Source organism: Acidovorax sp. PRC11 (assembly GCF_031844105.1).
Taxonomy (GTDB): domain Bacteria; phylum Pseudomonadota; class Gammaproteobacteria; order Burkholderiales; family Burkholderiaceae_C; genus Paracidovorax.
In genome coordinates, this window is the sequence record NZ_JAUZUQ010000030.1 from 25,266 (window position 1) to 46,625 (window position 21,360).

The following is a 21,360-nucleotide window of genomic DNA, read 5'->3' on the forward strand; positions in this document are numbered from 1 at the left end:
CGTTCACTGGAATCCGCCGATGCGTTTCGGGTTGCTGAAGTTCATCCACACGAAGAAGGCCTTGCCGACGATGTTCGCGTCGGGCACGAAGCCCCAGTAGCGGGAATCGAGCGAATTATCGCGGTTGTCGCCCATCATGAAGTAGTGGCCCTCGGGCACCTTGCACACGACGCCCTCCACGCTGTAGCGGCAGTTCTCGCGGAAGGCGTAGTCGCTGGCGCCCTGGATGTACGCCGGCACGTCCGGGTTGTTGATCATGCGGTGCGGCTTCTCGCCCAGCGATTCGTCGTACTGCTTGAAGTAGCGCATCGTGTCCTCGTCGAGGAAGTCGGGCAGCGCCGTGGTCGCCACCGGCTTGCCGTTCACCGTGAGGCGCTTGTTCAGGTAGGCAATCTCGTCGCCCGGCACCCCGACCACCCGCTTGATGTAGTCCATGCTGGGCTGCGGCGGATAGCGGAACACCATCACGTCGCCGCGCTGCGGTGGCGTGCCCTGGGTGATCTTCTTGTTGATCACCGGCAGGCGGATGCCGTAGGTGAACTTGTTCACCAGGATCAGGTCGCCCACGAGCAGCGTCGGGATCATCGAGCCCGAGGGGATCTTGAACGGCTCGAAGAGGAAGGAGCGCAGCACGAAGACGATGGCGATCACCGGGAACAGCCCGGCCGTCCAGTCCAGCCACCACGGCTGCATGAGGATGCGTTCCTTGGCCTCCTGCACGTCGCCGTCCACCTTGGCGATGCCCATGCGGTCGAGTTCGGCCCGCCGCTCGGCTGCCGCGTTCTCGATGGCCTGGGCCGCACGCCGGCGGCGGGGCAGGAAGACCAGGCGCTCGGCCAGCCAGTAGGCCCCCGTCACCACGGTCGCGAGGAACAGCAGCAGCGCGAAGTTGCCTTCGATCGCGCCCACGTACCAGGCGCCCACGTAGCCCACGAAGGCCGCCAGGATCACGGCGGTCACATATTGCATGGCTTGCATCGGATCAATCCTCCACTTGCAGGATCGCCAGGAAGGCTTCCTGCGGCACCTCGACCGAGCCGATCTGCTTCATGCGCTTCTTGCCCGCCTTCTGCTTCTCGAGCAGCTTGCGCTTGCGGGTGATGTCGCCGCCGTAGCACTTGGCCAGCACGTTCTTGCGCAGCGCCTTGATGGTCTCGCGCGCGATGATGTTGGCGCCGATGGCGGCCTGGATGGCCACGTCGAACATCTGCCGGCTGATGATCTCGCGCATCTTGGCGGCCACGGCGCGGCCGCGGTACTGCGACTGCGAGCGGTGCACGATGATCGACAGCGCATCGACCTTCTCGCCGTTGAGCAGGATGTCCACCTTCACCACGTCGGATGCACGGTATTCCTTGAACTCGTAGTCCATCGAGGCATAGCCGCGCGAGACCGACTTGAGCTTGTCGAAGAAGTCCAGCACGATCTCGCCGAGCGGGAGCTCGTAGGTGAGCATCACCTGCCGGCCGTGGTAGGCCATGTTGAGCTGCACGCCGCGCTTCTGGTTGGCCAGCGTCATCACGGGACCCACGTATTCCTGCGGCATGTAGAGGTGCACCGTCACGATCGGCTCGCGGATCTCCTGGATGCGGCCCTGCTCGGGCATCTTGGAGGGGTTCTCCACCATGATGACCTCGCCGTCGCCCTTGACCACTTCGTACACCACGCTGGGCGCGGTGGTGATCAGGTCCTGGTCGAACTCGCGCTCCAGGCGCTCCTGCACGATCTCCATGTGCAGCAGGCCCAGGAAGCCGCAGCGGAAGCCGAAGCCCAGCGCCTGCGACACCTCGGGCTCGAAGTGCAGCGAGGCATCGTTGAGCTGCAGCTTCTCCAGCGCGTCGCGCAGCTGGTCGTATTCGCTGGCTTCCGTCGGGTACAGGCCCGCGAACACCTGCGGCTGGATTTCCTTGAAGCCGGGCAGCGCCTGCTCGGCCGGGCCCAGGTTGTTGGGCAGCTTCTTCTCCAGCGTGATGGTGTCGCCCACCTTCGCGGCCTTCAGCTCCTTGATGCCCGCGATGATGTAGCCCACCTCGCCCGCGCTCAAGGCCGTGCGCGCCTCGTTGGCCGGCGTGAACACGCCCAGGTTGTCGGCGTTGTAGGCCGCGCCCGAGGCCATCATCTTGAAGCGCTCGCCCTTGAGCAGACGGCCGTCGACCACGCGCACCAGCATGACCACGCCCACGTAGGGATCGAACCAGCTGTCGATGATCATCGCGCGCAGCGGCGCGTCCGGGTTGCCGCGCGGCGCCGGCACGCGGGCGACGATCAGCTCGAGGATCTCGTCGATGCCCATGCCGGTCTTGGCGGAACAGGGAATCGCGTCGGTCGCGTCGATGCCGATCACGTCCTCGATCTCGGCCTTCGCGTTGTCCGGATCGGCCTGCGGCAGGTCCATCTTGTTGAGCACCGGCAGCACCTCGACGCCGAGGTCGAGCGCCGTGTAGCAGTTGGCCACCGTCTGCGCCTCGACGCCCTGCGATGCATCGACCACCAGCAGCGCGCCTTCACAGGCCGAGAGGGAACGGGACACCTCGTACGAGAAGTCCACGTGGCCCGGCGTGTCGATGAGGTTGAGGTTGTAGACCTGCCCGTCCTTCGCCTTGTACTGCAGTGCGGCCGTCTGGGCCTTGATGGTTATCCCACGCTCTTTCTCGATGTCCATCGAGTCGAGCACCTGGGCTTCCATCTCGCGGTCGGCCAAGCCGCCGCACCGCTGGATCAGCCGGTCAGCCAGCGTCGATTTGCCGTGATCGATGTGCGCAATGATCGAGAAATTTCTGATGTGATTCATCAACGAGAAGCGACAAGTAATTGAATTAAAACGGCGCGCACAAGAAAAAAGGGCGCGTCAAGAGGTGACGCGCCCTGAACCAACAATCTTTGGCAACTGCGATGGTTGGAACTTCATTGTAGGCAAAAAGGCCGAGAGGGAAAGCCCGTGCCCGGGGCGCCGGGACACGTTGCCACCCTGCAACGTGCTGCTTATACACAGCTTATTCACAAATCCGGCGCACATCCTGAGAACAACATGTGGGTGATCTGTGGAACACCTGTGCATGGAAGGTGACGATCCCATATCGTGATGTTACAGGGTTTGCTTATTCCAAATAGGGCAGGAAATCGGGTCGCATTCTATCCATATCTGTAGATAGAACTTTTTTTATGCGTTTCATGGGCGCCCAGGGCTTCCCCAGGGAAGCCGCTGGGCGGGAAAAAGCCCCACTCCCTAGTGCGGGATGGGGCTTTTCCGTGGCCTGGGCCTCAGCGCGCCGGGCGGATCACCAGGTACTGCGTCCACTCGCCCCGGCGGAAGAGCACGTTGATCGGCTTGGTCTTGTCCACCTTCGCCAGGACGGCATCGAAGTCCTTCATGCCGGCGATTTCGGTGTTGGCGATGCCCAGGATGATGTCGCCCTCGCGCAGCCCGGCCCGCGCCGCGGCCTCGGCCGCCGACACCACGCGCACCCCGCCCTTCACCTTCAGCTCCTTCTTCTGGGCATCGGTGAGCTCGACCACGGCCAGGCCCAGCTGCTGGGCGGCCGCCGACGCCTTGGGCTTGGGCGGGGCGTTGCGCTCGCCCGCGGCCGCGCCGGGCTTCTCGTCGGGCTCGATCTCCGCCACGGTGATCGGCAGGTCCTTCGTCGCGCCGCGCCGGAACACCGTCACGGTGCTCTTGTTGCCCGGCCTGGTGTTGCCCACCATGCGCGGCAGATCGGAAATCTTGTCGATGGCCTTGCCGTCGAAGCGCGTGATGATGTCGCCCGCTTCCACGCCGGCCTTCTCGGCCGGGGAGCCGGCTTCCACGCCGGTCACGAGCGCGCCCTGCGTCTTGCCCAGGCCGATCGACTCCGCCACGTCCTTGGTCACCTGCCCGATCTGCACGCCGATGCGGCCGCGCGTCACGCGGCCCGTGGCGCGCAGCTGGTCGCTCACGCGGATCGCCTCGTCGATCGGGATAGCGAACGAGATGCCCATGAAGCCGCCGGAGCGCGAGTAGATCTGGCTGTTGATGCCCACCACCTCGCCGCGCATGTTGATGAGCGGGCCGCCGGAGTTGCCGGGGTTGATCGCCACGTCCGTCTGGATGAACGGCAGGTAGTCGCCCGTATCGCGCTGCTTGGCGCTCACGATGCCGGCCGTGACGGTGTTCTCGAGGCCGAACGGCGAGCCGATGGCCATCACCCATTCGCCGACGCGCAGGCGGTTCATGTCGCCCACCTTCACCGCGGGCAGCCCCGTGGCGTCGATCTTCACCACGGCCACGTCGGTGCGCTTGTCCGAGCCCACGATCTTGGCCTTGAACTCGCGCTTGTCCGTCAGGGTGACGAGCACTTCCTGCGCGCCCTCCACCACGTGCGCGTTGGTCATCACGTAGCCGTCGGGCGTGAGGATGAACCCGGAGCCGACGCCGCGCGGCTGCTCTTCGTCCGGGCGCTGCGGCCGCTGCTGGCGCGGACCGCCCGGCATGGGCAGGCCGAAGCGCTTGAAGAACTCCAGCATTTCCTCGTCCATGCCGTTGGTGGCGGAACGGTCCGGCGCCTTTTCGAGCGTGCGGATGTTCACCACGGCCGGGCCGACCTGGTCCACCAGGTCCGTGAAGTCCGGCAGTCCCTGCACCAGGGCGGGCGCACCCGCCGGCGCGGCCTGTGCGTGCAGCACCCCGGCGGGAGCCAGGGCGATGGCACCCGCGGCGGCCAGCGAACGAACGAGCATCCGGAGACGCGATGGTTCATGCGGGAACGTGAACATGGAAGGCCTTTCTTTCTTTTCGAGCAAATCGCACATCGTCTGTAAAAAACCGGGCGGTGGTGTGAAGGACAAGGCCGTGTTCGGCTCCCCGCGACGCCGCGGACCGCACGCCGCCGGGCGGCCGGCAGCGTTCACCGCGCCGGTTCGATCTGGTCCGCCAGCATCCGCAGGGTTTCCTGCGGCACCTCGCCCACCGCCGTCAGCCAGGCGGCACCGCCCGCCGCCCGCAGGGCCAGCGTCTGGGTGGCGCCCATGTCCATGCGCCGCGGCTCGCCGCCATGGCGGGCGGCATCGTAGGGTTCGAAAAACAGCGACACCGTGGCCAGGCCATCGGAGAAGATGCACTGCAGGGGCGGCATCGGCACCTTGTCCTGCGCGGCAGCGCCGCGCCTGTAGCAGTCGCCGGGCTGGAAGCCCGCCACGGGCCGGCGCAGCTGCCAGCCGGCCTCGCGCGCGGTGGTCTTCACGAGCGGGACGGCCAGCAGGCGGAAGCCGTGCAGTTCGTCCATCTGCGCGGCCAGTTGCGGCACCGTCGGCGGCGCTTCGAAATCGATCTGGGAAAACGCGGCCTGCTCCAGCACCTGCCCGCGCAGGCCCAGCGTCTGCAGCTTGACCACCAGCCCGCTGGGCCGCGCCATCCAGAGGCGGTAGCCGAAGCGCAGCGCGTCGCGCGGTGCGAGCCAGACCACGTCCGCTTCCTGGCCCGCCACCCGGTCGCGCCCGATGAGGCGGGCGCGGTAGTGGCGCTGCACGGCTTCGCTGTCGGCCTGCGACAGGTGCGGGAAGAGGCCCGGCATGTCCCGGCGCTCTTCCTTCACGACCCGCGCCTGGGGCAGGAAGGTACGCACGAGCTCACCCCGCTGGAAGACCGTGCGCGGCGAGCCGTCCAGCGCCTCGATGCGCTCGATCTGCACCGTGCCGTCGGTGGCGTGCCAGATGCGCGAACTGGTCATGCCGCCGGTGGAGGACCACACCACGAAGCTGCCCTGGTAGCTCTGCGCGAGCGCCGCGCGGTGGATGCGCTCCACCCAATCGCGCACCTCGACGGCGGCCGAGGCGGCGGACGCGGGTGCAGCGGCGGCCGCCCCGGCCGCCGGGGGCCGGCCCTCGGGCGCTCCTCCGGGCGTCGCTGCCGCGTCGGGCCCCGCCCAGGCCGCGGGCGCCAGCACGGCGGCCAGCAGGGCCGCGGTGCCTGCCAGGCGCCGTGCGCTCCAGGATGTCCGATCGCCTCGTGTCCGTGGTGTGCGTTCCATGCGCTCCATGCCGTCCAATTCCGGTCTCCGGTCGCGGCAGTGTCAGCGCTGGGGCGTCTCGAACGTGGCGTTGCGCAGGAACCCCGCCGGCATCTGCAGCGCGGACGCGCCGCCGTACTGCCGGTGGGCCGCCAGCAGTTCGTCGAGGCGCGGATCCCGGATCATGACCTGCGGCGCGCCGCTGGCGTCGGTGGACGACACCAGCGTGGACACCGGCGCTTCCGCGCGCACCGGGGCGGGGGCCGCTGCGGAAGCGACCTGCGCACCGGAACCCGCGGACGGCTGCACCCCGGCCAGGCCGCTCCAGCCGAGCACACCGACGGCGGCCAGGGACGCGAAGCCGGCGACCATCTTCCAGCGGAACACCGCGGCATTCGCGGCCTCGTCCTTCACGGGCACCGCGGCCACGATCGGCTGGGCAGGCTCGGGCAGGGACACCGCCGCGGCGGAGATGCGTTCCTGCTCCAGCCGCGCAGTGACGCGGGCCGCCAGGGACATGTCGGCGCCGCGATCGGCGCCACGGGCCAGTTCCGGCGAGCGCAGCACGTCGCCGATGAGGTGGTAGACGGCCCACGTCTCCCGGCCTTCTCCGGTCTGAGCGTACGCGAAGGTCTCGCCCCACTCCGCCGTGCCGAGGCCGCCGTCGGCCAGGGCGGAAAGCTGCTCACGCTGTGTCAGATCGTCTTTCATGCTGCTCACCTGTATCGTCCTGGGAGGCCGGCGCGCACGCCGATGCCTCCACACATTGCCGTCCCGTCACCAGCGCTTGCCGGTCTGCTTCTCGAGAAGCGGGCGCACGCGGGCGGAAATCGCCTCGCGGGCCCGGAAGATGCGCGACCGCACCGTGCCGATGGGACACTGCATGGCCTCCGCGATCTCCTCGTACGTCAGCCCTTCGATCTCGCGCAGCGTGACCGCCTGGCGCAGATCTTCCGGCAGTGCTTCCATGGCCGTGTTCACGGCTTCCGCAATCTCCTGCGCAGCCAGTACCGTTTCGGGGGTTTCGTCCGTGGTTAGTTCGTGCCCGATACGGGAAGTTTCATCTTCCTCATCATTGCCACGCAATGCATTCTCGGAAATCACCGGATTGCGCTTCATGTCCATCAACGCCTTCTTGGCGGTGTTGACGGCGATGCGGTAGAGCCAGGTATAGAACTGCGCTTCGCCGCGGAACTGGTGCAACGCGCGGTAGGCGCGCAGGAACGTTTCCTGCGCGATGTCCTGCACCAGGTCTGCGTCGCGCACCATGCGGCCGATCAGGCGCTCGATGCGGCGCTGGTATTTGATGACCAGCAGCTCATAGGCCCGCTGGTCGCCGGCAACGGTGCGCTCCACGAGCTGGAGGTCGCTGTCGGGGGGGGAAGGCGGGGGCAGAGAGGCGTTCATGGTGTGATGGGCTCATGCATCGGGGCGATGAGCGGCAGGGGTCTTGTCCCCCTCGACAGTGGGCTCCCGTCCGGGGCGCGAATATACCGCACGGCGCAGCGCCATCCAGTCGGCCGCGGAGCGGCCGGGTTCCAGGGCCAGCCACCAGGCGCGGCCCTGGGCATCCACGAGCCGCACCAGCAGGAAGCGCTGCAGATCGAGTGCCACCTCCAGGCGCCCCCGAAGGTCCGGCAGCACCCTTCCGCGGTCCAGGCACCAGTCCAGCCCGTCCCAGTCCAGCAGGCCGGACGGCCACCGGGCCAGGGAACGCCAGGCCACGGCCATGCACACGGCCCACAGCAGGCCGCCGTAGGCCGCGTTCCGGGTGGAAAAGCCGCTCCCCGTGGCGGCCCAGCCCGCCCAGGCCGCCAGGCCGGCGAGTCCCGCCGCGGCCGCCATCGCGGGCACCCACCGGCCGGCGCCGGCAGGGTGGCACACGGCGGGCGCATGCAGATCCCGGGTGGAGTGCGCCATGGGTCTCGGGCAGGGCGGCAGGCCCGCCGGCGTCGCGCGGGCCGGCCGTCAGACGCGCCGGAAGACCAGCGTGCCGTTCGTGCCGCCGAACCCGAAATTGTTCTTCACGGCCACGTCCATCTTCATGTCGCGGGCCGCATTGGCGCAGTAATCCAGATCGCACTCCGGATCCTGCTCGAAGATGTTGATCGTCGGGGGCACCTTCTGGTCGCGCAGCGCCAGCACCGTGAACACGCTCTCGATGCCGCCGGCACCGCCCAGCAGGTGGCCCGTCATCGACTTGGTGGAGCTGACCACCATGCGCTTGGCGTGGTCTCCGAGCGCCGCCTTGATGGCTTTCGTCTCGTTGAGGTCGCCCAGCGGGGTGGAGGTGCCGTGCGCGTTCAGGTAGTCCACCTGATCGGCGTTGATGCCGGCATTGCGCAGCGCAGCGAGCATGGCGCGCCGCGGACCGTCCATGTTGGGCGCGGTCATGTGGCCGGCGTCCGCGCTCATGCCGTAGCCCGAGAGCTCGGCGTAGATCTTCGCGCCGCGGGCCTTGGCGTGTTCGTACTCTTCGAGGACCAGCACGCCGGCGCCCTCGCCCAGCACGAAGCCGTCGCGGTCCTTGTCCCAGGGGCGGGACGCGGTGGCCGGATCGTCGTTGCGCGTGGACAGCGCCCGCATGGCCGCGAAGCCGCCGACGCCCAGGGGCGAGACCGTGGATTCCGTGCCGCCCGCGACGATCACGTCGGCATCGCCGTACTCGATCTTGCGCGCGGCCTCGCCGATGCAGTGCAGGCCGGTGGTGCACGCCGTGACGACCGACAGGTTCGGCCCCTTGAAGCCGAAGCGCATCGACACATGCCCCGCCACCATGTTGATGATGGAGGCTGGAACGAAGAAGGGCGTGATGCGGCGGGGGCCGCGGTTCTCCAGCTCCGCGTGCGTGTTCTCGATCAGCGGCAGGCCGCCGATGCCCGAGCCGATGATGCAGCCGATACGGCTCGCCAATTCCTCATCCAGCGCCTCGCCCACGGGCAGGCCCGCGTCGCGCACGGCCTGGTCTGCCGCGGCGATGCCGTAATGGATGAAGCTGTCCATCGTGCGCGCATCCTTGGCGCTGATGTAGGCGTTCAGGTCGAAATCCTTGACCTCGCCCGCGATCTTGCAGGCGAAGTTCGAAGCATCGAACTTGGTGATGAGGCCAATGCCGGACTGGCCGGCCAGGATTCGGGCCCAGGCTTCCGCCACCGTGTTACCGACGGGGGTGATGCAACCCAGGCCGGTCACGACGACGCGACGACGGCTCATGCGCTAAGACTCTTTCGTGCTGATGCGGGACCGCTGGGAGCGATCCGCGGGTGAGGCGAGACCGGACGGTCAGGCCTTCTGGTGGGTGTTCGCGTAGTCGATGGCGTTCTGCACCGTCGTGATCTTCTCTGCGTCTTCGTCAGGGATCTCGATGCCGAACTCGTCTTCCAGCGCCATCACCAGCTCCACCGTGTCGAGGGAGTCGGCGCCCAGGTCGGCCACGAAGGCCTTTTCATTGGTGACTTGCGACTCTTCCACGCCGAGTTGTTCGGCGATGATTTTTTTGACACGTGCTTCGATATCGCTCATGGTTTCCCTTTGGGGGTTGTGAATGAATCCGCGATTCTAGCCGGATCGAGATACACCTCGAAATGGCCTGCCGGGCGGAACAACCGGCGTCAACTTCCATCAATTACATGTACATGCCGCCATTGACATGCAACTCCTGGCCGGTCACGTAGCCCGCGTCGTCCGAGGCGAGGTAGGCGACGGCCTTGGCGATGTCCGACGGCTGGCCCATGTGGCCCAGCGGGATCTGCGCCTGCAGGGCCTTGTGCTGCTCTTCGGAGAGTTCGGCGGTCATGTCGGTGCGGATGAATCCGGGCGCCACGCAGTTCACCGTGATGCTCCGGCTACCCAGCTCACGGGCCAGCGCGCGCGTCATGCCGGCGACGCCCGCCTTGGCCGCAGCGTAGTTCGCCTGGCCCGGATTGCCCGAGGCGCCGACCACGCTCGTGATGTTCACGATGCGGCCGTAGCGCTGCTTCATCATCGGCCGCATCACGGCCCGGCAGGCACGGAAGACCGCCTTGAGGTTCGTGTCCAGCACGGCGTCCCAGTCGTCGTCCTTCATGCGCATGGCGAGCTGGTCGCGCGTAATGCCGGCGTTGTTGACCAGCACGTGCAGGCCGCCCTGCTCCTTCACGATGCCGTCGATCAGCGCGTCGAGCGCCGCGGCGTCGTTCACGTCGAGGGCGGCGCCCCGGCAGCCCGCGTGCGGGGACAGGGCCTGGGTGATGCGCTGCGCGCCGTCTTCGGTGGTGGCCGTGCCGATGACGCGGAAGCCCCGCGCGGCCAGTTCGGCGGCGATGGCGGCACCGATGCCGCGGGAGGCGCCCGTCACCAGGGCGATGCGGGCGGCGTTGTCAGGGGATGTCGAAAGGGTCATGGGGTCTCTTTGAGCCGTCTCAGGCCAGCAGTTCGCGGGTTTCCTGCAGCGAAGCGGGGTCGTACACGGAGCCCGCCGCCAGCGTCGCATCGATGCGCTTGCACATGCCCGTCAGCACCTTGCCGGGGCCGCACTCGATGATATGGGTGGCGCCGCGCGCCTTGAGCGCACCGATGCACTCCACCCAGCGCACGGGACCGAACGCCTGCCGGTAGAGCGCATCGCGGATCGCGTCGGCATCCTGCTCCACGGCCACGTCGATGTTATTGACCACGGGAATCCGGGGGGCCGCCAGGGACAGTCCGGCGAGCGCCTCGCGCAGCTTCTCGGCCGCGGGCTTCATGAGACTGGAGTGGAACGGCGCGGACACGGGCAGCGGCAGCGCGCGCTTGGCGCCCATGGCCTTGAGCATTTCGCAGGCCTTCTCGACACCGGCCTTGGTGCCGGCGATCACGGTCTGGGCCGGGTCGTTGAAGTTCACGGCCTCGACGACGTCGGTGCTGCCCGCGCCGAAGGCGGCGGTGACCTGGGCACAGCCCTCGATCACCTTCGCGGATTCGAGCCCGAGGATGGCCGCCATGGCGCCCGCGCCCACGGGCACGGCCTCCTGCATGGCCGCGGCACGCAGCCGCACGAGCGGTGCCGCCTGCGACAGCGTGAGCACGCCGGAGGCCACCAGGGCGGAATACTCGCCCAGCGAATGGCCGGCCACCGCGGCGGGTTGCGCACCGCCTTCGGCGAGCCACGCGCGCCAGGCCGCCACGCCGGCGACCAGCATCACCGGCTGGGTGTTGGTGGTCAGCGCCAGGGCTTCCTTGGGGCCTTCCTGGATCAGGCGGCCGACGTCCTCGCCGAGCGCGCCGGAGGCTTCCCGGACGGCTTCGGCCACGGCAGGGTGGTCACCCCAGGCGTCGAGCATGCCGACGGATTGCGATCCCTGTCCGGGAAAGACGAATGCGAAATTCTTCGTGGTCATGGAGGGAGATTCAGTTCAGGAGAGGGACCGGGCCCGCGCTGCGGCGCGGACCGCGGCAGTCCTCAGAGCGTGAGCAGGACGGCGCCCCAGGTGAAGCCGCCACCGACGCCTTCGAGCAGCAGGTTCTGGCCGGGACGGACCTGGCCGGTGCGCACGGCGTGGTCGAGCGCCAGCGGAATGGACGCGGCCGACGTATTGCCGTGCTGGTCCACGGTGACGACCACCTTCTCCATCGGCAGGCCGAGCTTCCTGGCCGTGCCCTGCATGATGCGGATGTTGGCCTGGTGGGGAATCAGCCAGTCGACGTCGGACTCCTTCAGGCCGGCCTTGTCCAGCACGGCGCGGGCCGCCTTGTCGAGCACGCCCACGGCCAGCTTGAAGACGGCCTGGCCGTCCATCTTGAGCAGCGGATCGCCGAGGACCTGGCCGCCGTACACGTTGCCGGGCACGCACAGGATGCCGACGTGCCTGCCGTCGGCATGCAGGTCGCTCGCCAGGATGCCCGGCGTCTCGGACGCCTCCAGCACCACCGCGCCGGCGCCGTCGCCGAACAGCACGCAGGTGGTGCGGTCATTGAAATCGAGCAGCCGGCTGAACACTTCGGAACCCACGACCAGGGCGCGCCGGGCGCCGCCCGAGCGGATCATGGAATCCGCCACCGCCAGGGCGTAGATGAAGCCGCTGCACACCGCCTGCACGTCGAACGCGGGACAGCCGTTGGCGCCCAGCTTGTTCTGCAGGATGCACGCCGTGGACGGGAACACCATGTCCGGCGTGGAGGTGGCCACGATGATGAGGTCGATGTCGGCGGGCTGCACGCCCGCGGCATCGAGCGCCTTGCGCGCCGCCTCCAGGCCCAGATCGCTGCTGCCCACGTCGCGCTCGGCGAAATGCCGCGCGCGGATGCCGGTGCGCTCCACGATCCACTGGTCCGAGGTCTCCACGCCGCGGTCGGCCAGTTCGGCCACGAGGTCGGCGTTGGTCAGGCGGCGCGGCGGCAGGCTGCTGCCGGTGCCTGTGATGCGGGAATAACGGCTCATTCAATGGGGCCCGAAAAATGGTCGCTCAGGGCGCCGGCTGCGCAGCGGCAGGCCCCAGCAGGGGCGCGGCATGCGCAACCCGCGACCGGACCCGGTCGAGCAGGTTGTTGCGGGCCGCATCATACGCGCGGTTCAACGCCTGCTCGAAAGCCAATATGTCTGCCGAACCGTGGCTTTTGAAGACAAGGCCCCGCAGGCCGAGCAGCGCGGCGCCGTTGTATCGGCGATGGTCCATCCGCTTCATGAGCGCAGATAGCACCGGATAGGCGACAACTGCCGCCAGTTTGGTGAAGATGTTGCGCTTGAACTCCTGCTTGAGCCCGCCAACGATCATCGAGGCGACACCCTCGCTGGCCTTGAGCGCCACATTGCCCACGAAACCGTCACAGACGACGATGTCCACAGTGCCTTTGAATATGTCATTGCCTTCCACGTTGCCGTAGAAGTTCAGGTCGCCCGACTGGGAGGCAGAGCGCAGCAGTTCTCCGGTGCGCTTGATGACCTCGTTGCCCTTGATGACTTCCTCGCCGATGTTCAGCAGGCCGACCGTCGGCTCCTGCGTGCTTTCGTTGAGCGCGGTCACGAGCGCGGCGCCCATGACGGCGAACTGCAGCAGGTGCTCCGCGGTGCAGTCCACGTTGGCCCCGAGGTCGAGCACCGTGGTCGCCCCACCCTGGGCGTTGGGCATCTGCGTGGCGATGGCCGGGCGGTCGATGCCGTCCAGGGTCTTCAGCAGGTAGCGGGCGATCGCCATGAGCGCGCCCGTGTTGCCGGCGGACACCGCCACCTGGGCCGTGCCGTCCTTCACCTGCTGGATGGCCACGCGCATGGAGGAGTCCTTCTTGCGGCGCAGGGCCACCTCCACCGGGTCGTCCATCGCGACGACCTCGGTGGCCGGGACGGTCCGGGCGCGCGCGTGCGCGAACCCGCCGAGGTCGTCCGGGCGGCCGACCAGCAGCAGTTGCGCCTGCGGATGGTTGTCGAGGAATTGGCGGCAGGCCGCCAGCGTGACGCGGGGGCCGTGGTCGCCCCCCATGCAGTCAACAGCCAGTGTGATCATGGGCGACATGACGGATCGCACGCGGGTGCGGTCCGGAAAATTGATGCAGCGGACAAAACAAAGGCCCGCGCTACCATTTCCGTAGCGGCGGGCCTGAGCGCGCAGGCGAAGATCAGGCTTCGGACTTGTTCTTCAGCACCTGGCGGCCACGGTAGAAGCCGTTGGGGCTGATGTGATGGCGCAGGTGGGTTTCGCCGGTGGTGGGTTCGACAGCGATGCCGGGCACCGTCAGCGCATTGTGCGAGCGGTGCATGCCGCGCTTGGAGGGGGACTTTTTGTTCTGTTGAACAGCCATGATGGATCCTGGTCTCGAAAGGGTGGGTTGGTAAAAACGCGATCAGCCCATTGAAGACACGAGGGGATTCGCGCGAAGCCCACGATTATATCCGAAATGGATTTTCAGCTTCCAGGCTTACCGGTCTTGAGGGACGCGAGGGCAGCGAACGGGTTCGGCTTCCCGGCGCTGGCCTCTTCGAAATCCTCGTCGCTGGAGGCCATCCGCACGGGAGCGGGGCATTCCTCGTGGCGAGGCACCAGCGGCAGCGCCATGAGAAGTTCATCCTCGATCAGCTCGCGCAGGTTGAACTCGCGGCTCAGGGCCAGCAGGTCTTCCTCGCTCTCGTCGTCGAGCGCCTCGGCCGTGGCCTCGTCGGCGACGAAGCGGAACTCGCGGTCCACTTCCAGGGGCACGTCCACCGGGGTGAGGCAGCGCTGGCAGGTCATGGGGAAGGTGGCCCGCACCGCCAGCCGCAGCCAGATCTGCCCGCCGATGCCGTGCGTGGTGCGCAATTCGCCGTCGGCCTGCCAGTCGACGATCAGGTCGGGATGCAGGCCCTTGGCTTCCTGCGCGAGCCGCTCGTACTTGAGGAGCGAATCGTGGCCGGACAGGTGACCGCCCGCCTGCGCGAATGCCTTGACGTCGAGGCGCTGGGGAGAGAATTCCTTGGTCATGGCGGCAGTGTAAGAGAATCCCCGCCATGCTCGACCCTGCCTCTCCTCCCCGCCCGCTGGTACTGGGCTCCACCTCCCGCTACCGGCGCGAACTGCTGGACCGCCTGGGCCTGCCCTTCGACGTCGCGGCGCCCGACGTGGACGAAACCCCGCACGCCGGCGAAGCCCCGCGCGAACTGGCCCTGCGGCTCGCGCGCGCCAAGGCCCTTGCCGTGGCGCGGCACCATCCCGGCGCCATCGTGATCGGCTCCGACCAGGTGGCGGACCTGGCGGGCACGCCGCTCGGCAAGCCGGGCACCCATGGGCGCGCCGTGGAGCAGCTGCAGCGCATGCGCGGCCAGACCGTGGTCTTCCAGACGGCGGTGACGGTGGCGTGCCTGGAGACGGGCTTCGAGGCGACCGACCTCGCCCCCGTCGAAGTGCGGTTCCGGGACCTGTCGGACGCCGAGATCGAGCGCTACCTGCGGGCGGAGCAGCCCTACGACTGCGCGGGCAGCGCCAAGAGCGAAGGCCTGGGCATCAGCCTGCTGGACGCGATCGTGAGCGACGACCCCACGGCACTCGTGGGCCTGCCGCTGATCCGCACCTGCCGCATGCTGCGCGCCGCCGGGCTGGTGCTGCCATGACGCAGGACACCACCCCGCCCTCCCCCGCTGGCGGCGCCGCCGCGGCGCGCGCCACCCTGTTCCTGGTGCCCGCACCGCTCGACTTCGGCTGCGATGCGCAGGTGCCGCTGCAGGGTGTGGTGCCGGACGGCACGCTGCAGACCGCGGCACGCCTCACGCACTGGATCTGCGAGAACGCCAAGAGCACGCGCGCCTATCTGAAGCGCATCGACGCGCTGCACCCGCTGGCGGCACCGCTGCAGGAGCAGCGGATCACCGAACTGCCGCGCGAGGTCCACAAGAAGGGCGACCACCCTGGCGCCCAGGGCGCCGGAGCGCCGGCCTTCGATGCGAAACAATTGCTGGCCCCGGCGCTCGCGGGCCACGACATGGGGCTGGTGAGCGAGGCCGGCATGCCGGCGGTGGCGGACCCCGGCAGCTCGGTGGTGCGCGCCGCCCACGACCTGGGCTTGCGCGTGGTGCCGCTCACGGGCCCGGTGTCGCTGCTGCTGGCCCTGGCGGCCAGCGGGCTCAACGGCCAGAACTTCGCGTTCAACGGCTACCTGCCGCAGGATGCCGCACAGCGCACGCAGCGCATCCGCGAGCTGGAGGCCCTGGCGCTGCGCACGGGCCAGACCCAGCTGTTCATCGAGACGCCCTACCGCAATGCCGCGCTCTGGCAGGCACTGGTGCAGACGCTGCAGGCCAACACGCGCCTGGCGATCGCCAGCGGCCTCACGCTGGACCATGCCCGCACGGCCAGCCGCCTGGTGCGGCAATGGAAGCAGCAGCCGGAAGCCCCGGACAACCGCACGCCCGCGGTGTTCTCCATCGGGCGGTGACGCACGAGGACGAAGAAAAAGGCGCCTCGGCGCCTTTTTCTTCGCATGCCCGCCGCTGCAGCGAGCGGCCGGCCGCTCAGCGCACCGCCGGCAGGTGGGAGTTCAGGGCCTTCACCGCCGTCTCGCCCATCGCCGCGCCGAACTTCTTGACGAGGCGCTCGGCCACGTTGTCGCGGCGGGTGTAGTCGACGATGTCTTCGGCCTTCACCACTTCGCGGGCCACGTAGTCGAGGTTGCCGAGGTGGTCGGCCAGGCCCATCTCGACGGCCTGCTGGCCCGTCCAGAACAGGCCGCTGAAGGTGTCCGGCGTGATCTTGAGGCGATCGCCCCGGCCCTGCTTCACCACCTGGATGAACTGCTGGTGGATCTGGTCGAGCATGGTCTGCGCGAAGGCGCGCTGCTTGTCCGACAGCGGGCTGAAGGGATCGAGGAAGCCCTTGTTCTCGCCGGCCGTGAGCAGGCGGCGCTCCACGCCGAGCTTCTCCATGGTGCCGGTGAATCCGAAGCCGTCCATGAGCACGCCGATGCTGCCCACGATGCTGGCCTTGTCCACGAAGATCTGGTCCGCGCCCGAGGCGATGTAGTAGGCGGCGGATGCGCAGGTCTCCTCGACCACGGCATACACCGGCTTGTTGTACTTGGCCTTCAGCCGAACGATCTCGTCGTTGATGATGCCGGCCTGCACCGGGCTGCCGCCGGGCGAGTTGATCAGCAGCACCACGGCCTGCGAGCCCGCATCCTCGAAGGCGCTGCGCATGGCGGCGACCACGAACTCCGCGCTCGCCTCCGCGCCGGCGGCGATCTCGCCCTTGATGTCGACCACCGCGGTGTGCGGCGTGGTCTTGCTGGGCGCCGCAACGTCGCGCGCAAGCAACACCCAGGCCACGGCGACCAGGAATACCAGCCACGCCAGCCGGGTGAAAACCCGCCAGCGGCGCGCGGAACGCTGTTCGGACAGGGTGGCGAAGACGAGTTTTTCCAGCACGTCGCGCTCCCAGCCCGGAATTTTCCCGGACGGTACATCGGCGTGATCCGCTATCTTTTCAGGAGCAGGCTGGGCCCACAGATCGGGAGTGGGCGACGGATCAGCTTCCAGGCCGGAGGGGTCTTTCCGGGTCGGATCGGTCATGTGATTTCTCAGAATTCCACGGGTTGCAAGTGGGGACCAGTATGCCAGCGCACCACTCCGGACTCTTCCGAAATCGCGATCTTCACCAGCCCGCCGCGGCAGGGCCCGCCCGCGCACTCGCCCGAGTCGGGTCGGTAGGCGGCCCCATGCGTGGCGCACAGCAGCCACCGGCCCGTGTCGTCGAAGAAGCGGTTGGGCTGGTAATCCATCTCCATGGGGACATGGGTGCAGCGGTTCAGGTAGGCGTGGGGCCGCCCCTGGTAGCGCACGGCGAAGGCGCGGCAGGTCTGGCCGGCGTGGACGACGTCGAACGGGACGGCATCGCCGCCCTCCTGCAGTTCGCTGCTGGCGCAGAGGTGGACGGACCGGCTGGCGATGTCAGGCATGGAGTGGCTCCGGAAGGCGGCCCGCGACCGCGGCTCAGCCGTTCTGCAGCAGCCAGCCGTGCAGATCGGCGACGGAATGCGCGACGTGCAGGGGCTCCAGCACGGCGAACCCCGACGGCTCGTGCGCGCCGTAGCTCACGCCGACGCTCGCGCAGCCCGCGGACCGGGCCATCTGCAGGTCGTGCGTGGTGTCGCCGATCATGAGCAGGCGCTCGGGCGGCACGCCGAACTCCGCCATCAGCTCCTGGAGCATCAGCGGATGGGGCTTGCCGGCGGTCTCGTCGGCCGTGCGGGAGCCGTCGAACATGCCGCGCAGGGACACGGTGTGCAGGACCTCGTCGAGCCCCCGGCGGCTTTTCCCCGTGGCCACGGCCAGCAGGTGGCCGCGCGCGCGCAGGTCTTCCAGCATCGGCAGCACCCCTTCGAAGAGGCTCAGGTCGTTCTGGTGTCGCGCGTAGTGGTAGCCGTAGCGGCGGCGCAGTTCCGGATGCTTCTCGGGGGGCACGTGCGGGGCCGCGTGCGCGAGCGCTTCCATCAGCCCCATGCCGATCACCCAGGCAGCGTCGCGGTCGCTGGGCGCCGTGCCGCCCACGTCGCGCACGGCGTCCTGGATGCAGCGCACGATGATGGCGGTGGAATCGAACAGCGTTCCGTCCCAGTCGAAGGCGATGAGGTCGAAGCGGCGGGGTCGGGAAGCGGACATGGGCGGCAGATCAGGCGGGGACGGCGGGAGACAGGAATCCGGAGAGTTCCGGCGGCAGTTCGGCATGCAGCGTGACGCGCTCGCCGCTGGCGGGGTGGCCGAACTGTAACCGCCATGCATGAAGGAACATGCGGCGCAGCCCGTGCTTCTGCACGCGGCGGTTCAGGTCGAAATCACCGTATTTGTCGTCGCCGACGATCGGATGCCCCTGGCTGGCGAGGTGGACCCGGATCTGGTGCGTGCGGCCGGTCTTGATGGTGACTTCCAGCAGCGACATCGCGGGCAGCCCCTCGGCCGGGCGGGCCGGCAGCCGGGTGCGCACCTTCACCAGCGTGATGGAGCGCATGCCATCGGGGTCTTCCGCCGTGGTCACGCGCACGCGGCGTTCGCCGTCCGCCTGCAAATACTTGTGCAGGGGCGCATCGATCACCTTGAGGCGCTCGGGCCAGTCGCCCGAGGCGAGCGCCAGGTAGGTCTTGCCGGTCTCGCGCTCGCGGAACTGGTCCTGCAGATGGGTGAGCGCCGAGCGTTTCTTGGCGACGAGCAGGATGCCGGAGGTCTCCCGGTCCAGCCGGTGCACGAGTTCCAGGAAGCGCGCCTGCGGCCGGGCCTGGCGCAGCTGCTCGATGACGCCGAAGCTCACGCCGCTGCCGCCGTGCACGGCCACGCCGGCGGGCTTGTCGAGTGCGATCAGGTGCTCGTCTTCGAGCAGCAGCGGGAATTCGCGCGCCGGCGCCGGCCGTTCGGCCTTTGCGGCGACCTTCTCGGAGATCCGCACCGGCGGCACGCGGACGACGTCGCCGGCCTCGATGCGGGTGTCGGCCGCGGCGCGCCCCTTGTTGATGCGGACTTCGCCGCTGCGGATGATGCGGTAGACGTGGGTCTTGGGCACGCCCTTGAGTTCGCGGATCAGGAAGTTGTCCAGCCGCTGGCCCGCGGACTCGGCATCGACTTCCACCCAGCGCACGGCCACGGCACCCGGTTCGGATTCGGCGGGGGAACGGCCGGGTACCGGTTTGGCCCCTATAATGTGTTTCACCTGTGCGACGTTGTGTAAGTGGTTGATTTGTCTGGAGTTTAGTCCACCCGACCCGGCATGCTGCACAGGAAGGTCGATGCCAACGGGCGTCGTGCGCGCAGATTGCAGGCCGATTGCCTGCGAAGGCCCGCACGCCGCACGGCCCGGCTGACGAATTGAAACACCCAAACGGAATCCCCAACCGGCAGGCCGCCTCTCCACCGAGATCGCCCCTGCCGCGGATCAAAGCGAAATACATGTTGGCGCTGATGGCTTGGATCATGGCACTGTGGCAGGGGCGCAAGCCCCTGGCGCTCGCTGCCGTCCGCATGCCCGACGCGCCCGCATGGCGTGCCCTGCCGGCGACATTCTTCCCGGCCAGGAAACACGCTTCCTGCATCGCCCCCATCCACGCCCCACCACCCCGGCTGCCGAGCTAGTACCCAGCTTCGCGGCCGCCTGGCTTTCAGCGGCAATTCCCTTCGTTTCAGTGCGTCGGCCCTGGCATCCATGGCTCCTGAAGAGCCTGTGTCAACGGTTGAACCGGGACGCATGCAGCAGCTCCTGCGCTGCGCGGCGTCCCGCACCCAAAACGAAGAAGGAAACGCATCATGAAGCGGATGCTCATCAACGCCACGCAGCCCGAGGAACGCCGTCTCGCCATCGTCGACGGCCAGAAGCTGCTGGACTACGAGATCGAGATCGAGGGACGCGAACAGCGCAAGGGCAACATCTACAAGGCGGTCGTCACCCGCGTCGAGCCGAGCCTGGAGGCCTGCTTCGTGGATTACGGCGAGGACCGCCACGGCTTCCTGCCCTTCAAGGAAATCTCCCGCCAGTATTTCGCCGAGGGCGTGTCGCCCAGCCAGGCCCGCATCAACGACGTGATCCGCGAAGGCCAGGAACTGCTGGTCCAGGTCGAGAAGGAAGAGCGCGGCAACAAGGGCGCGGCCCTGACCACCTTCGTGTCCCTGGCCGGCCGCTACGTGGTGCTGATGCCCAACAACCCGCGCGGCGGCGGCGTGTCGCGCCGCATCGAGGGCGAGGACCGCGCCGAGCTGAAGGAGGCGATGGACCAGCTCGAGTACCCGAAGGGCATGAGCATCATCGCGCGCACCGCCGGCATCGGCCGCTCGGCGCCCGAACTGCAGTGGGACCTGAACTACCTGCTCAAGCTCTGGACCGCCATCGACGGCGCGGCCAAGGGCGGCAAGGGCGCCTTCCTGATCTACCAGGAGTCCTCGCTGGTGATCCGCGCGATCCGCGATTACTTCAACAACGACATCGGCGACATCCTCATCGATACGGACGACATCTATGAACAGGCGCAGCAGTTCATGTCGCACGTCATGCCCGAGCATGCCGCCAAGGTCAAGCGCTACCGTGACGACGCGGCGCTGTTCAGCCGCTTCCAGATCGAGCACCAGATCGAATCCGCCTACGCCCGCACGGTGACCCTGCCCTCCGGCGGCGCGATCGTGATCGACCACACGGAAGCGCTGGTGTCGGTCGACGTGAACTCGGCCCGCGCGATCAAGGGCGGCGACATCGAGGAAACCGCCACCCGCACCAACCTGGAGGCCGCCGACGAAGTCGCCCGCCAGATGCGCCTGCGCGACCTGGGCGGCCTGATCGTGATCGACTTCATCGACATGGAGGAGAGCAAGAACCGCCGCGAGGTCGAGAACCGCCTGCGCGACGCGCTGCGCCACGACCGCGCCCGCGTGCAGTTCGGCACGATCAGCAAGTTCGGCCTCATGGAGATGAGCCGCCAGCGCCTGAAGCCGTCGCTCAGCGAAGGCGCGCACATCCGCTGCCCGCGCTGCGACGGCACCGGGCACGTGCGCGACACGGAAGGCTTCTCGCTGCAGATCCTGCGCATGATCCAGGAAGAGTCCATGAAGGACAACACGGCCGCCGTGCACTGCCAGGTGCCGGTGGAAGTGGCCTCGTTCCTGCTGAACGAGAAGCGCACCGAGATCGCCAAGATCGAACTCAAGCAGCGCGTGAACGTGCTCATGGTGCCCAACAAGACCATGGAGACGCCGAAGTACAAGCTCGAGCGCCTCAAGCACGACGATCCGCGCCTGGACCACATCGCCGCGAGCTACAAGCTGGCCGAGGAGATGGAAGATCCCACCACCGTGACGCGCCGCTCGCAGGAGCCCACGAACAAGCAGACCCCGGTGATCAAGGGCGTGCTGCCGGACGCGCCCGCCCCGATCGCCGAGCCGCGTCCCGAAACGCCGCGCACGGCCCATGCCCGTGGCGGCGCGCACGCGCACGGC

General features: G+C 68.2%; 22 protein-coding genes. 3 read left to right on the forward strand and 19 right to left on the reverse strand.

The features are described 5' to 3' along the window. Positions 1-3: 3 nt before the first annotated feature. From lepB to Q9R47_RS22400, 15 genes are all read right to left on the reverse strand, one after another. Positions 4-978 carry a signal peptidase I gene (gene lepB, locus Q9R47_RS22330; protein WP_311235314.1) on the reverse strand — a complete coding sequence of 325 codons (975 nt, stop codon included), beginning with the start codon at positions 976-978 and terminating at the stop codon, positions 4-6. A gap of 4 nt (positions 979-982) precedes the next feature. Further along, positions 983-2,791, reverse strand: a complete 1,809-nt coding sequence (gene lepA, locus Q9R47_RS22335; protein WP_311235315.1) for a translation elongation factor 4 — start codon at positions 2,789-2,791, stop codon at positions 983-985. Between the two features lie 470 nt (positions 2,792-3,261). Continuing rightward, the gene (locus Q9R47_RS22340) at positions 3,262-4,749 is read right to left on the reverse strand and encodes a DegQ family serine endoprotease (protein WP_311235316.1); all 1,488 of its coding nucleotides are present in this window, start codon (positions 4,747-4,749) and stop codon (positions 3,262-3,264) included. A 131-nt stretch (positions 4,750-4,880) separates the two neighbouring features. Beyond that, a complete protein-coding gene (locus tag Q9R47_RS22345; protein WP_311235317.1) occupies positions 4,881-6,002 on the reverse strand; it encodes a MucB/RseB C-terminal domain-containing protein in 1,122 nt (373 codons plus the stop codon). Between the two features lie 42 nt (positions 6,003-6,044). Beyond that, entirely contained in the window at positions 6,045-6,692 is a 648-nt protein-coding gene (locus Q9R47_RS22350) for an RseA family anti-sigma factor (RefSeq protein ID WP_311235318.1), read from the reverse strand. A gap of 66 nt (positions 6,693-6,758) precedes the next feature. Beyond that, positions 6,759-7,388 (reverse strand): RNA polymerase sigma factor RpoE, encoded by a 630-nt coding sequence (gene rpoE / locus Q9R47_RS22355; protein ID WP_311235319.1) that lies wholly within the window; start codon positions 7,386-7,388, stop codon positions 6,759-6,761. Positions 7,389-7,400: 12 nt separating this feature from the next. Beyond that, positions 7,401-7,901, reverse strand: a complete 501-nt coding sequence (locus tag Q9R47_RS22360; RefSeq protein ID WP_311235320.1) for a hypothetical protein — start codon at positions 7,899-7,901, stop codon at positions 7,401-7,403. A gap of 48 nt (positions 7,902-7,949) precedes the next feature. After that, the gene (gene fabF / locus Q9R47_RS22365; protein ID WP_311235321.1) at positions 7,950-9,194 is read right to left on the reverse strand and encodes a beta-ketoacyl-ACP synthase II; all 1,245 of its coding nucleotides are present in this window, start codon (positions 9,192-9,194) and stop codon (positions 7,950-7,952) included. Positions 9,195-9,263: 69 nt separating this feature from the next. Beyond that, positions 9,264-9,503, reverse strand: a complete 240-nt coding sequence (acpP, locus tag Q9R47_RS22370; protein WP_003058049.1) for an acyl carrier protein — start codon at positions 9,501-9,503, stop codon at positions 9,264-9,266. 103 nt (positions 9,504-9,606) lie between these two features. Further along, a complete protein-coding gene (gene fabG, locus Q9R47_RS22375) occupies positions 9,607-10,362 on the reverse strand; it encodes a 3-oxoacyl-ACP reductase FabG (protein WP_311235322.1) in 756 nt (251 codons plus the stop codon). A gap of 19 nt (positions 10,363-10,381) precedes the next feature. After that, positions 10,382-11,338, reverse strand: coding sequence for an ACP S-malonyltransferase (gene fabD, locus Q9R47_RS22380; protein WP_311235323.1), 957 nt, complete (start codon positions 11,336-11,338; stop codon positions 10,382-10,384). A 62-nt stretch (positions 11,339-11,400) separates the two neighbouring features. Next, positions 11,401-12,378 (reverse strand): beta-ketoacyl-ACP synthase III, encoded by a 978-nt coding sequence (locus Q9R47_RS22385; protein WP_311235324.1) that lies wholly within the window; start codon positions 12,376-12,378, stop codon positions 11,401-11,403. Between the two features lie 25 nt (positions 12,379-12,403). Next, complete coding sequence (gene plsX / locus Q9R47_RS22390) at positions 12,404-13,438, reverse strand: phosphate acyltransferase PlsX (protein WP_311235325.1); 1,035 nt, start codon at positions 13,436-13,438, stop codon at positions 12,404-12,406. 112 nt (positions 13,439-13,550) lie between these two features. Then, positions 13,551-13,733, reverse strand: coding sequence for a 50S ribosomal protein L32 (rpmF, locus tag Q9R47_RS22395; protein WP_011794326.1), 183 nt, complete (start codon positions 13,731-13,733; stop codon positions 13,551-13,553). Positions 13,734-13,837: 104 nt separating this feature from the next. Further along, on the reverse strand, positions 13,838-14,389 hold the full coding sequence (locus Q9R47_RS22400) for a YceD family protein (protein WP_311235326.1): 552 nt from the start codon (positions 14,387-14,389) through the stop codon (positions 13,838-13,840). Between the two features lie 26 nt (positions 14,390-14,415). Here Q9R47_RS22400 and Q9R47_RS22405 point away from each other — a divergent pair, with 26 nt between their 5' ends. Both Q9R47_RS22405 and Q9R47_RS22410 read left to right on the forward strand, forming a co-directional pair. Beyond that, positions 14,416-15,015, forward strand: a complete 600-nt coding sequence (locus Q9R47_RS22405) for a Maf family nucleotide pyrophosphatase (RefSeq protein WP_311235327.1) — start codon at positions 14,416-14,418, stop codon at positions 15,013-15,015. Beyond that, positions 15,012-15,836 (forward strand): SAM-dependent methyltransferase, encoded by an 825-nt coding sequence (locus tag Q9R47_RS22410; protein WP_311235328.1) that lies wholly within the window; start codon positions 15,012-15,014, stop codon positions 15,834-15,836. Before Q9R47_RS22405 ends, Q9R47_RS22410 begins: the two co-directional genes overlap by 4 nt. Positions 15,837-15,912: 76 nt before the next feature. On the opposite strand, the gene Q9R47_RS22415 is transcribed toward Q9R47_RS22410, so the two are convergent. From Q9R47_RS22415 to Q9R47_RS22430, 4 genes are read right to left on the reverse strand one after another with little or no spacing between them, the layout of a single operon-like run. Next, entirely contained in the window at positions 15,913-16,965 is a 1,053-nt protein-coding gene (locus Q9R47_RS22415) for a S49 family peptidase (RefSeq protein ID WP_311235329.1), read from the reverse strand. Positions 16,966-16,973: 8 nt separating this feature from the next. Further along, positions 16,974-17,351, reverse strand: a complete 378-nt coding sequence (locus Q9R47_RS22420) for a Rieske 2Fe-2S domain-containing protein (RefSeq protein ID WP_311235330.1) — start codon at positions 17,349-17,351, stop codon at positions 16,974-16,976. Between the two features lie 34 nt (positions 17,352-17,385). After that, the gene (locus Q9R47_RS22425; protein WP_311235331.1) at positions 17,386-18,054 is read right to left on the reverse strand and encodes an HAD-IA family hydrolase; all 669 of its coding nucleotides are present in this window, start codon (positions 18,052-18,054) and stop codon (positions 17,386-17,388) included. A 10-nt stretch (positions 18,055-18,064) separates the two neighbouring features. Further along, positions 18,065-19,093, reverse strand: a complete 1,029-nt coding sequence (locus tag Q9R47_RS22430; protein WP_311235332.1) for an RluA family pseudouridine synthase — start codon at positions 19,091-19,093, stop codon at positions 18,065-18,067. A gap of 590 nt (positions 19,094-19,683) precedes the next feature. Here Q9R47_RS22430 and Q9R47_RS22435 point away from each other — a divergent pair. Continuing rightward, positions 19,684-21,360 (forward strand): Rne/Rng family ribonuclease (locus tag Q9R47_RS22435; protein ID WP_311235333.1); only part of this gene is annotated, 1,677 nt, incomplete at its 3' end.